Source organism: Mucilaginibacter sp. Mucisp73 (genome assembly GCF_059491465.1).
This window is the reverse complement of record NZ_CP168507.1, coordinates 4,469,743-4,485,400: the sequence shown is the minus strand read 5'-3', so window position 1 is coordinate 4,485,400 and position 15,658 is coordinate 4,469,743. Positions and strand designations below refer to the sequence as shown.

The window sequence follows — 15,658 nt, the reverse complement described above, 5'->3', positions numbered from 1 at the left end:
ATTGATTATACTAAATTGAAATTTATATAAGATAGCTGCCCGGCCTACATATTTAATACTCATGAACCTTAAATCGTTTTTTATAAGTTATCTGATAGCTCCTGTCCTGTTCTTCATTGCCGCGCTGATCATGTCGGTGGTGAACAAGAAAAACAAATACCTAAGCAACAGGCGCCTTATCATCACTTTACTTTTAACGGCTGTTATATTGGGAGTTCCGGGTTTTTTGGGCTTTTTAGGTATGCAGTTTATGCCGTGGGGGTACTTATTTTGCCAACTGATATATTTAGGTATGGGTGTATTTTACACCTGGCTTGCAGGCAAATACCATGAAGATCAGTTTCTTGATAAAAAATGGTTTTTCCTCGTGGCTTCTTTAATATCATGCTTGCTGGGGATGTTTCTTTTCAAGCTGGCATTTAACTGGCTTAATGATATGCAATATGGCCTGTGGGCCTCAACCAGCATCCTGATATTTTTATTACCGCCGGTTTTTTGGTGGGGGTACATCGCTTTTTTAAGCATCCCGCTCGAAATTTACAAGGTTTGGCAATATCCCCGTACGCCTGAAGAGATCAGTATGGAACACCTGGATTTTGACAGGCTGATGGTGCTCGAGCTTGATCTGTATAAAAACACCGACGATCCTGAACCGCTTAAAGTAAAGGCCAAAGCACCGCCAAATATGAACTTTGGTCAGTGGTTTCAAAAGTTTATTGATGATTATAATCTTAAATTTCCAAAATCAACGGTGCAGTACAAGCTTAATAATAATGAAAGCTATAAGTGGATCTTTTATATTAAGCCGTCGTTTTTTAAGCAACGCCACTTTATCGACCCGGACCTTAATATTACAGAAAACCGGATAACCGAATCGGTAACCATATTTGCCAAACGTGTATCGGAAGTGGTAAGTGAACCCGCCCGCACCGGTGATCAGGCCATTTACCTGTAAACTTTATTAAAACAAAAAAACATGATCAGCCCATTAAAACATAAACCTGTGAACTGGATAGATGGAATGAAAATTTCCAGCGCACATTTTGTTAATACTGATAATTTTATTCATGATATAGTACGCGATGCCAATTCGCTGCCGCTCAACAATAATAATTTCGGGCTGCTTCCACCCGCACAAGGGCAAAGCTCATCGCTGGATATCCAGATCACCGAACGGGCATCAGGCCAGGTGCAGGTAACTTTAAACCAGTGTAACGCCATCACCGCCGAAGGTTTCAGGATTGATATTAGCCGTGCCGAACAACCGCTAACATTTAGTCATTACTTTGGCCAGGAAACTATCAATGAAGCATCAGAAACCTATTATGTGCTGCTTACCGTAAACCCCTTTGAACGTGTACCCTCAGGCACACCCGACCCGGAAGAACAGCCCATCCGCTATCCCGATATCAGCAAACATTACGGTATCACTATTTTGCCGGCGTCACAACTGAACAGCATGGGGGCGCATTTTATGGAGGTTGGTAAATTTGTACGAAGCGGAAGCACCTTTCAGGCCAATGTAAGTTATATCCCGCCATGTACCGCGCTGATAAGCCATGCCGGCCTGATGACCTATTATGAAAACTTTGGGGCACAGATCAACAACCTTCAGCTGCTTTCGTTCCGTATTATTGACAAGATCACCTCAAAAGATTCGGTATCTACTATTGGTAAAAATGTAAAGGTGCTGTGCGATAAAATGCTTGATTATATCGCGAGGATCTATTTTTCATACCGAAATCTGATCTATCTTCAGCCGCCTATCCAACTGGTTTCCTGCTTTTCAGAAATGGCACATCTGTTTTTCAGTACCGTTAAAAGCATGCCGGGAGCCGAACGGGAAGAATTGCTTAAATATTTTTATGAATGGAAAGATGTAACACCCGGCAATTTTGAAGAGCTTTTAGCTCGTTTGATCGAAATAGTTTATAATCATCATGAGATAAACTCGTCAATGACAGCGATTGATGAATTTATGCGGGTAATTGTTGCCCTGTGGAATAAGCTTAGTACATTAGAATACATAGGCCAACGCAAAGAGAACATTGTAGTTGCCGAGCAGCAAGCCATACAAACCATTCAAACTAAACGTACCTGGACATTGCTTGATTAAGTATGGTTAAAAGGTTTCAATAAAATAAATACCTGCCGTTTCCATATATTGCGGCAGGCACTCATCATAAACCAGTATTGTTTTATTACCGACTTTCGGCACCCGCCATTAACAGTTGTTCCAGTATTTCGGTATAACCGCGCTCACTGGCAAAATCCATAGCGTGCCGGCCGTTATTATCTACAGCGTTTACATCAGCGTTGTTTTCTATTAAAAAAGCTGTAAAATCATTAAATCCGCACTGTGCTGCCAGGATAAGCGGAGTTTCGCTAAAGCTGTTGCGCGAGTTGATCTCGGCCCCTGCCTCAAGCAACATTTTGCCAAGATGATAGTTGCCCATACCCGCCGCGTAGTGCAGTGCCGAATTACCATTCTGTACATGTAGGTTAACATCGGCGCCATTTTTAATCAACAGTCCGGCTACGTGTATATTGGAGTTATTAACTGCAAATATCAGCGGACTAACGCCGTCGTTATTTAATCCGTTTACATCCCATATGCCCGACTTGAGCAAGGCGCTTATCGTCTCACTATGATTATTGTAAACCGCCTGGTGAAGCGGCGTGTTGCCGTTGTCATCTCTTTGCGCGGTTTCACCGGCCGACAATTTTGCAACCAGGTCGCGCATACCATTGGCAGTAGCATGATCGAGCAAACTGTAACCGGCATTGTCTTTAACGGCGATATCGGCACCTAATGAGATCAGGTAAAGCGAGGTTTCTGTTTTACCCGCAAGTACGGCATAAAAAAGAGGTGTTTGCCCATGGTTATTACCGGCATTCACATCGGCACCGGCATCAGTTAATAATTTAATCAGGTCTTTACTGCCGCTGCGCGATGCACAATGCAGGGGTGTTTCGCTTAGGTTATTGCCCAGGTTAACATCGGCGCCGGCATCTATAAGCATTTTAGCAATATCCTTTGCACTTTTTAAGCATACATAATATAATGGCGTATTGCCCAGGCTATCGCGTTTGTCAATATTAATCCCTCCCTTTTTCAGGAATGTTTGTACTATCCCTTTTTGTGCGTTTTTACACGCGTTTAAAAACATATTATCCATAGGTGTCTATTTTATTACCGGCTATGCAAGCATCAGTTTAACAACGCTTTCGTTATTATGCTGAACTGCTACATCAGCAGCTGTTTGCCCCGCATTATTTACATTTTCAACCGTCGATCTGTCTTTATCCAACAACAACGAAACTATCTTTTTGCCCGACATTTTATCACCATTTGCAGCAGCGTACATCAATGCGGTGTTACCGGTTTTATCGGCGTAGGTAGTATCGGCGTTATTGTCAAGCAGCAGTTCGGCAATACTGTATTTAATTTCATTGCCTTTTTGTGCAAAACTCATCAGTGGTGTTTTGCCCCAAACGTTAGGTTTATTGATATCGCAGCCTGCCTCAACTAATTCTTCTGCCAGTACAATATTTAAATCGGCCAGGTAACCAGCCTGGCATACTATGTTTAAAGCAGTATCACCATCGTTATTTACCGCTGCGTCAAGATCAAGTCCGTGTCTGATCAATATGCGCAGCATTTTCACAATATCTTTCAGGTCGCGGCTCATGCCCCTTCCAAAATTGCTCATAGCCCTGGTAAGCAGTATAAAAACAGCGGTATCACCATTACCTGTCCTGAAATTCACATCTCCGCCACCTTCGGCCAGTAAACGGACCATTGGCTCTGAGGGATACTCGCAGGCGAGCATTAAAGGCGTGCGCTTGTACTGATCAGAAAAATCATCCAGGTCTGCACCGGCTTTGATAAGTGCTTCCACGGCTGTGAAATCACGGTTCAATACAGCTTCATGAATGCTCATCCCTCCGGTAGCTATGTCGGTTTCATCGCCCGATAGCAGTGCAGCTATTTCCTTTACCCCGCTGCGCTGCGCGTAAGTAAGCGGAGTTGTATCAAATATGTCTTTATCCTCTGTATCAATACCGCTTTTTTCCATTAATATCTTTACAGTTTTCGTTGCTGTATCTATGGCTCCGGGTATGGTTTTGCGGTGGACGAGTTTATCACAAATAATATGTAAAAGATTTTTTCCTTCCGATTCCGTTGCATCCATCTTTACGCCGGCATTGCCCATAGCCTCGATAAAAGGGTACATATACAACTGGCCGGCCTCAAAATAGGCTAACTTGCCCGAATCGTTTTTCTTTTTAGGGTTGATACCGAGTTCCAGCAGCGCAGTGGCGGTATCAAATATTTTCTTCGCCTTATCCTCAGATGAAGTACCCTGCAAATCAAACCTGGTGCCAGTGAGTGCGTGCAAAGCCGTGTTGCCGTATTTGTCGGCCGTGGGTTTCAAACCCGCACCTGCTAAAAACCGGATGGCTTCCGGATCGGTAAAACGGGCTGCAAGGTGGAACAGGTTTTCTTCCTGCTCATTTACCATATGAATATCAGTTAAATTCTGATACATGCCCATCACATCAATGGCATTGGGCGCCGGATTAAACATGTTGCGATGATAGGCATCCCTGATCTGGTTAAATTCGTTTGTCATATTTAAATTCGTTCTTTGGCTATCTGCAACGCATCGTCAATGTTTTTATAATTTTTGTGCGCAATGGGGGTAGCAATCTCAATAACCTTTTGATATACTTCAAGCTGCAGCCAGCAATCTGTTTTAAGCCGCGTTATATTATCCTTCGCCAACTCACCAAACAAAGCAATATATTTCGACGTAATGGGCAGTTTGTATTCATCTGCAAGTTTTTGCTTTTCCCTGATGGCTTTGTAAAAATTATCGCTGTTAAGCCTTATCCCGCCCTGATCAATCGGCATTAACATCCGGGCCTTATCAAGGCATACCAGTGTTTCACGATAGCTGCCAAGCCAGTAAAAACATAAAGCCAGGTTAAACATACCTGCCGGCCGCTGGGGCGTTTCCGTTTTTAAAAGCAGGTATGCTTCGGCGTAACGACCCTGGTAAATCAGGTTAATAATTAAAAGCTCTTCAGCACCCTCCGGAGGCACCTGTGATGATTGTAGCAGCATAAAGCCTGTTGAATTGATTTAAACCCGGATAGCCGACATTTGTTGGCGGTCCGGGTTCGTTAATTAAAATATAGTGACAGGTAAAAGGTAAAAATGGCTTTCCGGACATCGCCGTTTGCTTGCCTTTGTATGAGAATTATTTGGAGAAATCAAATTTGCCCTCAAACAATTTACCCACCACCGGCAAGGGTTTAATAGCCTCATTATTGGCGGTTATAATACCCAGCAGCAGCAATACAAACGTAAGGGCACTGATAACCAGCGATACAACCGAAAGGGCCGGGATAATAGATGCCAATGCCGCGAGAGCAACTCCCAGGATGACTGATAAAATAATGAGGCCGAGCGACTGCCCAAGGTGATAATTAACCAAAGGACTTTTATCAGCGCGCTTTTTATATTCAAGATAAGATACGATCCAACCAATAATAGTGATGTAAGCCACAATGGACATGCTTTTGTTTGTCATAACTTTTTGTTTTTTAAGGTTAAACGATAAATGATGTGACCCAAAATTAGCTGCCCATATACCCTCACTCAAAAAAAACGGCGACTACAAGCCGTCTACAATCTTGATTGACAGCGTCTACAAATCATCTACAACAATTACTTAAACTTCTGTGTTATAATGCTGATAATTAATTATCAGCTTAATATCCGGGTAATACCTAAAGCAAGAAATAATACCTTTTATATGCCTTTGAAGAATAAAGTCGCCGCAATAACCTCCTTTTTTTTAGTATCATACACAACCATAGCCCAGGCCCAATCACTCGTAACTGATTCTTTACAGCAAGTTTTAAAAACTGCCGGTAACCACGAAAAACCGGTTGTAATGGCCGAACTTGCCCGGGCCACCGTTGAAAAAAACATTGATGCGTCCGTAGCAAACGCAGGCAAGGCCCTAACCATGGCAAAAGAGAACGCCGATGCTGGTGCAACCGCTTTTTGTTATGCTACCATGGGGTATTTGCTAATGCAGAAAAACCAGCAACACCGGGCTTCCCTTTTTATTGACAGCGCGGTACAGATTGCCGTAAAATCAAAAAATAACGTGCTGGTTTCTTTTGCCTGGCTGCGCAAAGGCTGGCTGGAACTGGTAAAAGGAAATAATGAAAAGGCCATGTCAGGTTTGCTGAAAGCCGAACAACTAATACAATACGCCGACGGTCGGCGCGCATTTAGCTATAAAACGCTCATCAACCATTACATCGCCAGTATTTACGCTTATGGCAGCGATACTCTTAAACAACGCAAATACGCGTACGATTGCCTTTCGGCGGCTAAGCAAAGCTTGTATCCGGATGATTTATTATTAGGTTACATGACGCTGGGCCACAGTTTTTTCTCCGCATTTGAAAAGAATAGGTCCAGACGTGCGCTGCTTGATTCGTCAATGGTATATTACCGGATTGCGTTAGCCACCTACCGGCATAATACGGAAAAAATACTTTTGCAAAGTAATGCTTCGGCAACGGCCCTTAATATCGCAAACAGTTATTTCAAATACTATCCTCCCGCTTATAAAGACAGCGCTTATAGCTATGTTAACATGGCACTTGATATTGCCAGACGCACCAATGGTAAGGAAATTATTGCCAATTGCTACGGCATATTAAGCGAATATGCGCTGCGCGAAGGGTCGCCCAAAAAGGCAGAACAGTACCTGCTCACAGGGATATCCGAATTAAAGGATTCTGCCCCCGGCGTCGCTATCACACGGTCGCGGTTAATGTTAGGACTTGCAAACGTAGCCGAAAAAAGCGGCGACAAGGCCAAAGCGCTCGATTATTACAAAAAATATATCGACTACTACAGCAAGGTATTTGACAGCCAGAAACTGACTACCGTTCAGCAACTGGAAGAGGAATATCAATCTGTACTTAAAGAAAATGAGATTGCCCGCCTGCGCGAACGCGCCGATTTTAATAAGCAACTCAACTGGCTTTATGTAGCTGTCGGGTCGGCAAGTATTATTTTACTCGGGCTGTTGTTAAGCTCTTACCATTACAAACTAAAAGCATCACAGCAGCAGAAAAAGCTTACCGAACAGGAGAAAGAAGAAATAAAGCTTTTGGCACAATTACAACAAGCCGAAGCCCAGCGCTTAATGCTCGAGAAACAGGAAGCCGAACTGCAGATTTCCCTGCGCGAAAAAGAACATGCCCATGCAAAGGCCCAGCAGGAGCTGTTACAAGACCGAACCGAATGGCTGGAAAAAGAGTTACTGGCCGGTTCATTGAAGATTGAAGAGAAGAACGCTATACTCGAGTTGTTAAAAGAAAAATCGCGTAAAGCCGATTCGCCGGCTGTAGCCAGGCAGATGGGCCGCATCATTAACCAAAACCTGCGAATGGATAAAAGTATTGATGAGCAGCAGGTCGTAAGCCAAAGTCATCCCGGTTTTTTCAATGCCCTGCAGCAACAGGCCGAAAACAGCCTTACCCGCCTCGACCTAAAATATTGCTCATATATTTTAATGGGGCTTGATACCAAGGAAATAGCTAACCGCCTTGGCGTTGAGCCAAAAAGTATCCGCATGGCCAGGTACAGGCTTAAACAAAAACTTAAATTAGCTAAGGACGACGATCTTGACCAATTTATCGGCAGGGTTGGTTAGCGTAAAGTAGAAGTGAAAATGAACGCCCTCAATATTAGCAAAGAGAAATAATACCTTATTTATGAATTAAATGTTTAAATAGTAAACATTTGTCAATTTGCGTAATTACTTTCCGATACAAAACTTGCTAAATATATTTTCCAGCAAATCATCTGTGGTAACAACGCCGGTGATCTCACCGAGATAGTGAAGCGCCTGTTTAATATCCATCGACAAAAAATCGGAAGTTATGCTGCCACCAATACCACCCAGTACCCGTACAAGGGCTTCTTCAGTTTTTTGTAAGGCTTCGAGGTGGCGGATATTGGTTACCAGCGTTTCATCGCCACTTAGCTGGTCTTTTACGGCAGACGAGTAGATCTTGTGTTTCAATTCGTCAATATGATGTTTTTCTTTGGCGGAGATAAAAATTATGTCCGGAAGTCCGAAAGTCCGAAAGTCAGGGGATTGAGAAGTGAATAAACCTCGTTCCCCGAAACCGTAAGCATTATCGAATAAATCAGCGAAGCTTCTTTCGGACTTTTCGACTTGCTGACTTTCTGACTTATTTAACAAATCTGCCTTATTGGCTACCACTAACATGGTAACCCCGGGTTTTTGCAGGCTGGCGATATCACTATTCAGTTCTTCAATAGTAATTTTAGCGGCGTCAAAAACGTAAACCAACAGGGCCGACTGGCTGATCTTTTCCATGGTGCGCTGTACGCCTATCTGTTCAATGGCATCGGTAGCTTCCCGGATCCCTGCAGTATCAATCAGCCTGAAATTGATGCCCTGGATATTCAGCACCTCTTCAATCGTGTCTCTTGTGGTTCCGGGGATGTGGCTCACTATGGCACGCTCTTCATTAAGCAGGGCGTTCAGCAGGGTTGATTTGCCCGCATTTGGCCTGCCTGCTATTACCGTGTTTACACCATTTTTAATGGCATTACCCAACTCAAATGAATTAATTAACCGGCCAACGATTTTGGTAATCTCGTGGATCAACTGTTTCAGTTGGTCGCGGTTGGCAAACTCTACATCTTCCTCAGCAAAATCGAGTTCCAATTCAATTAGCGAAGCAAAGTTTACCAGTTGCTCGCGCAGGGCCTGTAATTGAGTGCTGAAACCTCCGCGAAGTTGTTGCAGGGCCACTTGCTGCGATGCTTTAGAGTTGGAGGCGATCAGGTCGGCAACAGCCTCGGCCTGGCTCAGGTCGAGCTGACCATTCAGGAATGCCCTTAGGGTAAATTCACCGGGTTTGGCCGACCGTGCCCCTTTTTTGATGAACAGCTTAATGATACTTTCGATAATATAACCCGAAGCATGGCATGAAATCTCAACCACATTTTCGCGGGTGTATGACCGCGGACCAACAAACAACGATACCAGTACCTCGTCCAAAATCAAATCGCCATCAGCAATACTGCCGAAATGAATGGTATGTGATGCCTGTTTGCTCAGGTCTTTGCCTTTAAATACACTGTTGGCTATGTTTATGGCATCAGGGCCCGAAAGGCGGATCACAGCAATGGCGCCCACGCCGTTTGGTGTGGCAAGGGCAACTATGGTATCGGTATTATCTGTCATTTTTTAGTTGATAGTTAATGGTTCATAGATCATAGCCGAAGCCCGCCTAATTACCAAAGTGCAAAGGTCGTTATTTCGTGGTGATTTTTCTCACCTACTCCTTCTAATCCATCTCCATATGACTTGAACATGAAAAACGCAGGCACACCATGAACTATGATCCATGAACCATTAACTAAAATCTTTACCTTCGCAGGCAACTATGGTAACTTTTTTTGAAGCTTCGCTCGAAACTATTTCGGTACATCATGTGGGCAATCAGTCGCAGGAAGAGATGTATGCCCTTTCCGAACAGCCGTTAGAATTGAAGGATGAGATTATTCCCAACCTGCTTATGCAGTATTTTCTGAAACCTTTTGAAAAGGCTAACGAGGTTTATCACCTGATGCACAGCAGTGGCGACTTGGAACTAAACGAACTGCACCACTTTGCCACACAGGTATTTGAAGACAACACTAAGTTTCATGAGGCATCTGAGAAAATAGCGAAGCATTTGTACAAGGTTACCAATCACCCTAACATTAAAGGCGGCGAGCTTTATGTGGTTTACTTTAATAAAGTGCAAATTGAAGGCAACCCACTGGATGCCATCGGGATCTTCAAGTCGGAAAACAAGGAAACTTACCTTAAAGTTTACCCGGACAAAGGCGGTTTCCAGGTTGACTATGAGCAGGACGCCATCAACATTAATAAACTGGATAAGGGTGTACTCATCTTCAATATCGAAAAAGAAAACGGCTACAAAGTAGTGGTAGTGGATAAAACCAACGGTGGGCAGGAAGCCGCCCGTTTCTGGAAGGACGATTTTTTGCAGTTGAAGATCCGCAATGACAGTTTCAACCAAACCAACAATACCTTAGGCATTTACAAAAACTTCATCACCGAAAAAATCGATGAAGAATTTGAGATGAGCAAGGCCGACAAGATAGACCTGCTGAACCGCTCCATGAAGTATTTTAAAGAGAAGGAAACCTTTGATATGGAGGAGTTTTCGAATGAAGTGATCGGCAACGAACAGGCCATTGAATCATTCAAAACTTTCAAAAACCAGTACGAGCAGGAATTTGACAGCCCTATTGCCGATAATTTTATTATATCAGAAAATGCTGTAAAGAAGCAGGCCCGTGTTTACAAAAGCGTTTTAAAGCTTGATAAAAACTTCCATATTTATATTCACGGCGATAAAGAACTGATTGAGAAAGGTTTTGACGATGAGAGAGCGATGAATTATTATAAGGTTTATTTTAAGGAGGAGGCGTAATGGCAAAAAACAACAGATAGTGAATAAACCTTTGTTTCTCGCGTGAGTCATATCTGCAACACAAGAAAAATAAACTAAGTCACATGTCTGCTCTAAAAAACACGGTCATTATTCTGTCAATTCTACTGATATTTTCCGGTTGTAGTGTAAAACATTATACTATTGGGATGAGTGAAAGCGAATTTAAAAATTCGGAAAAGTATAATCTGGAGTTAGTTGAAGAAACCTCACAACATGCAGTTTACAGGCGAATAGCTTCTGCAGATGCACAATCAAAACCACAATCATATCATTATTATTATTTCAATAACGGTACATTGGTACGCACAGAACTTGTTGATGCGCCTAAACCAGGCATTGTAGTTTTGGGTAAGTAGAATGCTGATATTTTAAAACTGCACGCCCCAGCGTTCTTCAATCCCCAAACCAAACAAGGCAAAATCATATTTAACCGGATCGTTAGGATCGAACTCGCGGAGTCTTTCGGTCAGTTCAACGGCGGTTTGCCAGTCGGTTTGTTTTCGGGCGATAAGATTGAGTTTGCGTGATACCCTGTCAACATGTAAATCAAGCGGGCAGATCAGGTCGGAAGGTTTGATGCGGTTCCAGATGCCAAAATCAACGCCGTTATCGTCCTTCCGCACCATCCAGCGTAAAAACATATTCAGCCTTTTGCAGGTTGATTTTTGCGATGGCGACGATACATGCTTTTTAGTACGATGCGGAAAATCGGGCAAAGAAAAAAAGTATGAGCGAAAATGATTTAAAGCAGCCTCAATCGCTTGAACCTTTCCCTCCCTCTTTAGGGGGGCGGGGGGCATAAACGCATCTTCCAACGATTCAAACCGTTCATAATGCTGCCGAAAAAAAGCGATGAAATATAAAGTATCCACATCATTAAAAGTGCGGTGCTTGAACTTTAACAGCTTTTTCAGATCAGGCTCTTCATGATTGATGATGAAATCATAAGGCGCGCTATCCATCAACGTAATAAGTTCTTTGCATTTTTTGATAATGGTAACCCGTTGTCCCCAGGCCAGTGTGGCAGCCCAAAAACCCATGATCTCGATATCCTGCTTTTGGCTAAACATGTGCGGGATGGTTACCGGATCATTCTCAATAAATTCGGGGCGATTGTATTGGGCAACTTTAGCGTCGAGGAAGGCTTTGAGATTTTCTGTCATGATTTTTTTAGTGGCAGTTGCAAGTAGCAGTAGCAGTTGTGCATTAACTAATTAAAAAACAACTGCTACTAATTTCTGCTACTGCAACTTAACTCAAAGCCTGTTTAATATCCTCCAGCAAATCTTCTATATCTTCTACACCTACGCTCAGGCGCAGCAGGTTATCAACTACGCCTGCTTTTTCACGTTCGGCTTTAGGAATTGAGCCGTGGGTCATGCTTACCGGGTGGTTGATCAATGATTCAACTCCTCCTAATGACTCGGCCAGCGAGAATACCTTAAATGACGATGCAATGCGGAAAGTCTCCTGCAAATCGGCATCTTTCAATACAATCGAGATCATACCGCCAAAATCACGCATTTGTTTTTTGGCGATATCATGATTAGGATGATCGGTAAAGCCCGGCCAATAGATCTTTTCAACTTTTGGATGATCTTTCAAAAACTCGGCTATCTGCCTGCCGTTTTCGCAATGAGCTTTCATGCGCAGGTGCAGGGTTTTGATACCTCTCAAAACGAGGAAACTATCCATCGGTCCAGGAGTGGCTCCGCAGGCGTTGTAAATGAACCAAAGCTTTTTATAAAGTTCTTCATCGTTCAGCATCAATGCACCCATCACCACATCACTATGGCCGCCAATGTATTTGGTTACCGAATGCATTACAATATCAGCACCCAGATCTATAGGATTTTGCAGGTATGGTGATGCAAAGGTATTATCAACCACAAAAAGCAGATTCTTTTCTTTGGTGATCTTACCGATGGCTTCCACATCTACAATCCGCATAGTAGGATTGGTAGGCGTTTCGATCCAAACCAATTTGGTTTTATCATTTACATGGGCACGTACAAGCTCCGGATCAGACAGATCCAAAAAATGGAACTTAATGCCGTAGTTAGCAAATATCTTGGTAAAAATCCGGTATGAGCCTCCGTAAAGATCGTTACCGGTAATAACCTCATCGCCGGGCGCAAGCAGTTTCATCACCGCATCAGTAGCACCCATACCGCTCGAAAACGCCAAGCCAAACTTTGCATTTTCCAAAGCAGCCAAACAATCTTCCAAAGCCTTACGGGTAGGGTTGGTACCACGCGAGTACTCATAGCCCTTATTATCCCCCGGCGATTTTTGCCAGTAGGTTGATGTTTGATATATTGGCGTCATGATAGCGCCGGTAGTTGGATCGGGCTCCTGCCCTGCGTGTATTGCTTTAGTTGCGAATTTCATAAGCCCCCCAGCCCCCTAAAGGGGGTGTTTGGAATGCGTTTCATACCCTACCATGAAACCTGTTTTACATCGTATATCCTTTAGGGACGGATATTAAAGTTAGCTCGCCACAGACAACTTCCCCCTTTAGGGGGCCGGGGGGCGACTAATATGCTCTTGCAAATAACACCCGCTGCGTCGATGGCTTACCTGTCAAAATACATTTACCTTCTTCCTGTTTATTATTCAAAGGTATGCAACGAATTGTCGCCTTGGTTTCCTCTTTTATTTTTTGTTCGGTTTCGGATGTGCCGTCCCAGTGCGCGCTGATAAAGCCGGGTTGCTCGTCGAGCATGCGTTTAAACTCGTCCCAGGTATCCACCTCGGTGGTGTTTTCGGCACGGAAATCAAACGCTTTTTTATAGATATTTTGTTGGATCTCTTCAAGCAGGTTTTCGATAGTTTGTGCAAGACCTTCCTGGTTAACAGTTTCTTTAGTCTTGGTATCACGACGGGCCAGCTCAACTGTTCCGTTCTGCATATCACGGCTACCGATAGCTACACGTACCGGTATACCTTTCAATTCATATTCAGCAAATTTAGCACCCGGGCGGTGGGTATCGCGGTTATCAAATTTAACCGATATGCCTTTGGCCTTAAGTTCTTTGCTCAGGGCTGCTACGTACGCCGAAATGTTATCAAGCTCTTCCTGGTGCTTATAGATAGGCACCACAACAACTTTGATAGGTGCAATTTTGGGAGGCAATACCAAACCGGCATCATCACTATGCGCCATGATCAGTGCGCCAATCAAACGCGTTGAAACACCCCATGAAGTAGCCCAAACATAATCGAGCTTATTTTCTTTATTGGTGAACTTTACATCAAAAGCTTTAGCGAAGTTCTGGCCCAAAAAGTGCGATGTACCGGCTTGTAAAGCTTTACCATCCTGCATCAGCGCCTCAATGCAATAAGTATCCAAAGCACCGGCAAAACGCTCATTAGCAGTTTTACGGCCTTTTACTACCGGCAAAGCCATCCAGTTTTCGGCAAAATCGGCGTATACATTCAGCATTTGCTCTGTTTCGGCTACTGCTTCTTCGGCTGTTGCATGCGCGGTGTGGCCTTCTTGCCATAAAAATTCGCTGGTGCGTAAAAACAAACGGGTACGCATTTCCCAGCGCATTACGTTGGCCCATTGGTTAACCAGGATAGGCAGGTCGCGGTATGATTGGATCCAACCCTTGTAAGTGTTCCAGATAATAGTCTCTGATGTCGGACGGATGATGAGCTCTTCTTCAAGCTTGGCTTCCTCGTCAACAATAATATTTCCTTCGCCATCATTTTTGAGACGGTAATGGGTTACAACAGCACATTCTTTGGCAAAACCGTCAACATGGCTGGCTTCTTTACTAAAGAATGACTTGGGTATTAAAAGCGGGAAGTAAGCATTGCTGTGACCGGTATCTTTAAACATCTCGTCAAGTACCGCCTGGATCTTTTCCCATATCGAATAACCGTACGGTTTAATGATCATACAGCCTCTGACCGGCGAATACTCGGCCATGTCAGATTTAATTACTAAGTCGTTAAACCATTGCGAATAATCTTCGTCTTTACTAATAACACCTTTGCTCATATTGATTGGATAGAATTTGGACTTGTGTAATTGTTGTATATTGCTGCCAAATTTATAAATTTAAAACTTATTTGACCTTGAACTTTTTACTTACCTGCATATGAAACGGAACATCGCGATAGGAATGTTTATCATCGGTGCCATGGCGCTGAGTTCCTGTTCTACAACCAAGCTTGCATCAAACCAAAGTAATGACAACGTTTATTTTTCTGATGCACGAGCGGGCGATGAACCTGTTTACGCACAACAGCCGGCTTACAACCAAACTCCGGTTGCAGAGGATGGATATAGTGATGACGACGATGATTACTTTTACTACGATGATTATTCGGCACGTATAAACCGTTTCAGTTATTTTTCCCCATTTGGTTATTACGATGACTTTTATTCAGCATATAATAGCTATCCTTATTACAACTATGGCCTTGGTTATGGTGGTTTAGGCGGCTATTACGGTGGCCTGGGTTATGGAGGCTATGGCGGCTGGGGACCAGGATACGGATACGGCCTTGGCTGGGGATATGGTGGTTGGGGATTAGGCTACGGATATGGTGGCTGGGGTTATGGAGGTTATGGATACGGCGGTTATTACGGCGGCGGTTATGGATACGGCGGATATGGCGGTTACTATGGTGGAGGCTATGCTTCGTCAGGTACAGCACGGCCTTATCGTGGTAATGGCAATCCTTTTGCAGGCAGCGGGCGTCGCCCTGTTAGCAGTGCCACTTCTGGTATAGGCTACATTCCCGGAGGTCGTAACAGACCATTGGGCAGCAGAACGAACACTTACAGTAACGGCAGCAGCAATAGCGGAAATAACAGTTATAATAATAGCAATGGCACCCGCTATGCACGCCCGGCCCGTACGGACGCGGCGCCTACCCGTGATGCACAGCCGGTTTACAGACAACCACAGGTTGAACGTACATCGCAGCAACCATCCTATACGCCATCACCAAGCTCAAGCGGCGGCAGTTCACGCAGCACCGGCAGCAGCAGTGGCGGCGGTGGCGGCAGACCATCAAGACCATAAACCTAAATCTTATA

At 43.9% G+C, this 15,658-nt stretch carries 14 protein-coding genes; 6 read left to right on the top strand and 8 right to left on the bottom strand.

Going from position 1 to position 15,658, the window contains the following annotated elements; genetic code table 11:
* The first annotated feature begins 61 nt into the window (after positions 1 to 61).
* Together ACEN82_RS18500 and ACEN82_RS18495 are read left to right on the top strand one after the other, a co-directional pair.
* Positions 62 to 955, top strand: coding sequence for a TssN family type VI secretion system protein (locus tag ACEN82_RS18500; RefSeq protein WP_091172409.1), 894 nt, complete (start codon positions 62 to 64; stop codon positions 953 to 955).
* A gap of 21 nt (positions 956 to 976) precedes the next feature.
* Positions 977 to 2,116, top strand: coding sequence for a hypothetical protein (locus tag ACEN82_RS18495; protein ID WP_413321649.1), 1,140 nt, complete (start codon positions 977 to 979; stop codon positions 2,114 to 2,116).
* A gap of 85 nt (positions 2,117 to 2,201) precedes the next feature.
* Here ACEN82_RS18495 and ACEN82_RS18490 read toward each other — a convergent pair whose 3' ends face one another.
* The 4 genes from ACEN82_RS18490 to ACEN82_RS18475 all read right to left on the bottom strand — a co-directional run bounded on the left by ACEN82_RS18490 (position 2,202) and on the right by ACEN82_RS18475 (position 5,600).
* Positions 2,202 to 3,179 (bottom strand): ankyrin repeat domain-containing protein, encoded by a 978-nt coding sequence (locus tag ACEN82_RS18490; RefSeq protein ID WP_413321648.1) that lies wholly within the window; start codon positions 3,177 to 3,179, stop codon positions 2,202 to 2,204.
* A gap of 21 nt (positions 3,180 to 3,200) precedes the next feature.
* Complete coding sequence (locus ACEN82_RS18485; RefSeq protein ID WP_413321647.1) at positions 3,201 to 4,637, bottom strand: ankyrin repeat domain-containing protein; 1,437 nt, start codon at positions 4,635 to 4,637, stop codon at positions 3,201 to 3,203.
* Positions 4,638 to 4,639: 2 nt separating this feature from the next.
* Complete coding sequence (locus tag ACEN82_RS18480) at positions 4,640 to 5,131, bottom strand: hypothetical protein (RefSeq protein ID WP_413321646.1); 492 nt, start codon at positions 5,129 to 5,131, stop codon at positions 4,640 to 4,642.
* Between the two features lie 136 nt (positions 5,132 to 5,267).
* Positions 5,268 to 5,600: a magnetosome magnetite crystal formation protein family gene (locus tag ACEN82_RS18475; protein WP_413321645.1), complete on the bottom strand. Its 333-nt coding sequence runs from the start codon at positions 5,598 to 5,600 to the stop codon at positions 5,268 to 5,270.
* A gap of 231 nt (positions 5,601 to 5,831) precedes the next feature.
* Here ACEN82_RS18475 and ACEN82_RS18470 point away from each other — a divergent pair, with 231 nt between their 5' ends.
* The gene (locus ACEN82_RS18470) at positions 5,832 to 7,751 is read left to right on the top strand and encodes a LuxR family transcriptional regulator (protein WP_413321644.1); all 1,920 of its coding nucleotides are present in this window, start codon (positions 5,832 to 5,834) and stop codon (positions 7,749 to 7,751) included.
* A gap of 105 nt (positions 7,752 to 7,856) precedes the next feature.
* Here ACEN82_RS18470 and mnmE read toward each other — a convergent pair whose 3' ends face one another.
* Positions 7,857 to 9,320, bottom strand: coding sequence for a tRNA uridine-5-carboxymethylaminomethyl(34) synthesis GTPase MnmE (gene mnmE, locus ACEN82_RS18465; protein WP_413321643.1), 1,464 nt, complete (start codon positions 9,318 to 9,320; stop codon positions 7,857 to 7,859).
* 202 nt (positions 9,321 to 9,522) lie between these two features.
* Between mnmE and ACEN82_RS18460 the strand changes: the two genes are divergently transcribed.
* Entirely contained in the window at positions 9,523 to 10,581 is a 1,059-nt protein-coding gene (locus ACEN82_RS18460) for a nucleoid-associated protein (RefSeq protein WP_413321642.1), read from the top strand.
* Between the two features lie 167 nt (positions 10,582 to 10,748).
* A complete protein-coding gene (locus ACEN82_RS18455) occupies positions 10,749 to 10,958 on the top strand; it encodes a hypothetical protein (RefSeq protein ID WP_413321641.1) in 210 nt (69 codons plus the stop codon).
* A gap of 12 nt (positions 10,959 to 10,970) precedes the next feature.
* Here ACEN82_RS18455 and ACEN82_RS18450 read toward each other — a convergent pair whose 3' ends face one another.
* The 3 genes from ACEN82_RS18450 to proS all read right to left on the bottom strand — a co-directional run bounded on the left by ACEN82_RS18450 (position 10,971) and on the right by proS (position 14,611).
* The gene (locus ACEN82_RS18450) at positions 10,971 to 11,765 is read right to left on the bottom strand and encodes a TIGR02757 family protein (protein ID WP_413321640.1); all 795 of its coding nucleotides are present in this window, start codon (positions 11,763 to 11,765) and stop codon (positions 10,971 to 10,973) included.
* Between the two features lie 88 nt (positions 11,766 to 11,853).
* Positions 11,854 to 12,993 carry a cystathionine gamma-synthase gene (locus tag ACEN82_RS18445; RefSeq protein WP_354486778.1) on the bottom strand — a complete coding sequence of 380 codons (1,140 nt, stop codon included), beginning with the start codon at positions 12,991 to 12,993 and terminating at the stop codon, positions 11,854 to 11,856.
* A gap of 145 nt (positions 12,994 to 13,138) precedes the next feature.
* Entirely contained in the window at positions 13,139 to 14,611 is a 1,473-nt protein-coding gene (gene proS / locus ACEN82_RS18440; protein ID WP_413321639.1) for a proline--tRNA ligase, read from the bottom strand.
* Between the two features lie 100 nt (positions 14,612 to 14,711).
* Here proS and ACEN82_RS18435 point away from each other — a divergent pair, with 100 nt between their 5' ends.
* Positions 14,712 to 15,644 (top strand): hypothetical protein, encoded by a 933-nt coding sequence (locus tag ACEN82_RS18435; protein ID WP_413321638.1) that lies wholly within the window; start codon positions 14,712 to 14,714, stop codon positions 15,642 to 15,644.
* Positions 15,645 to 15,658: the final 14 nt, after the last annotated feature.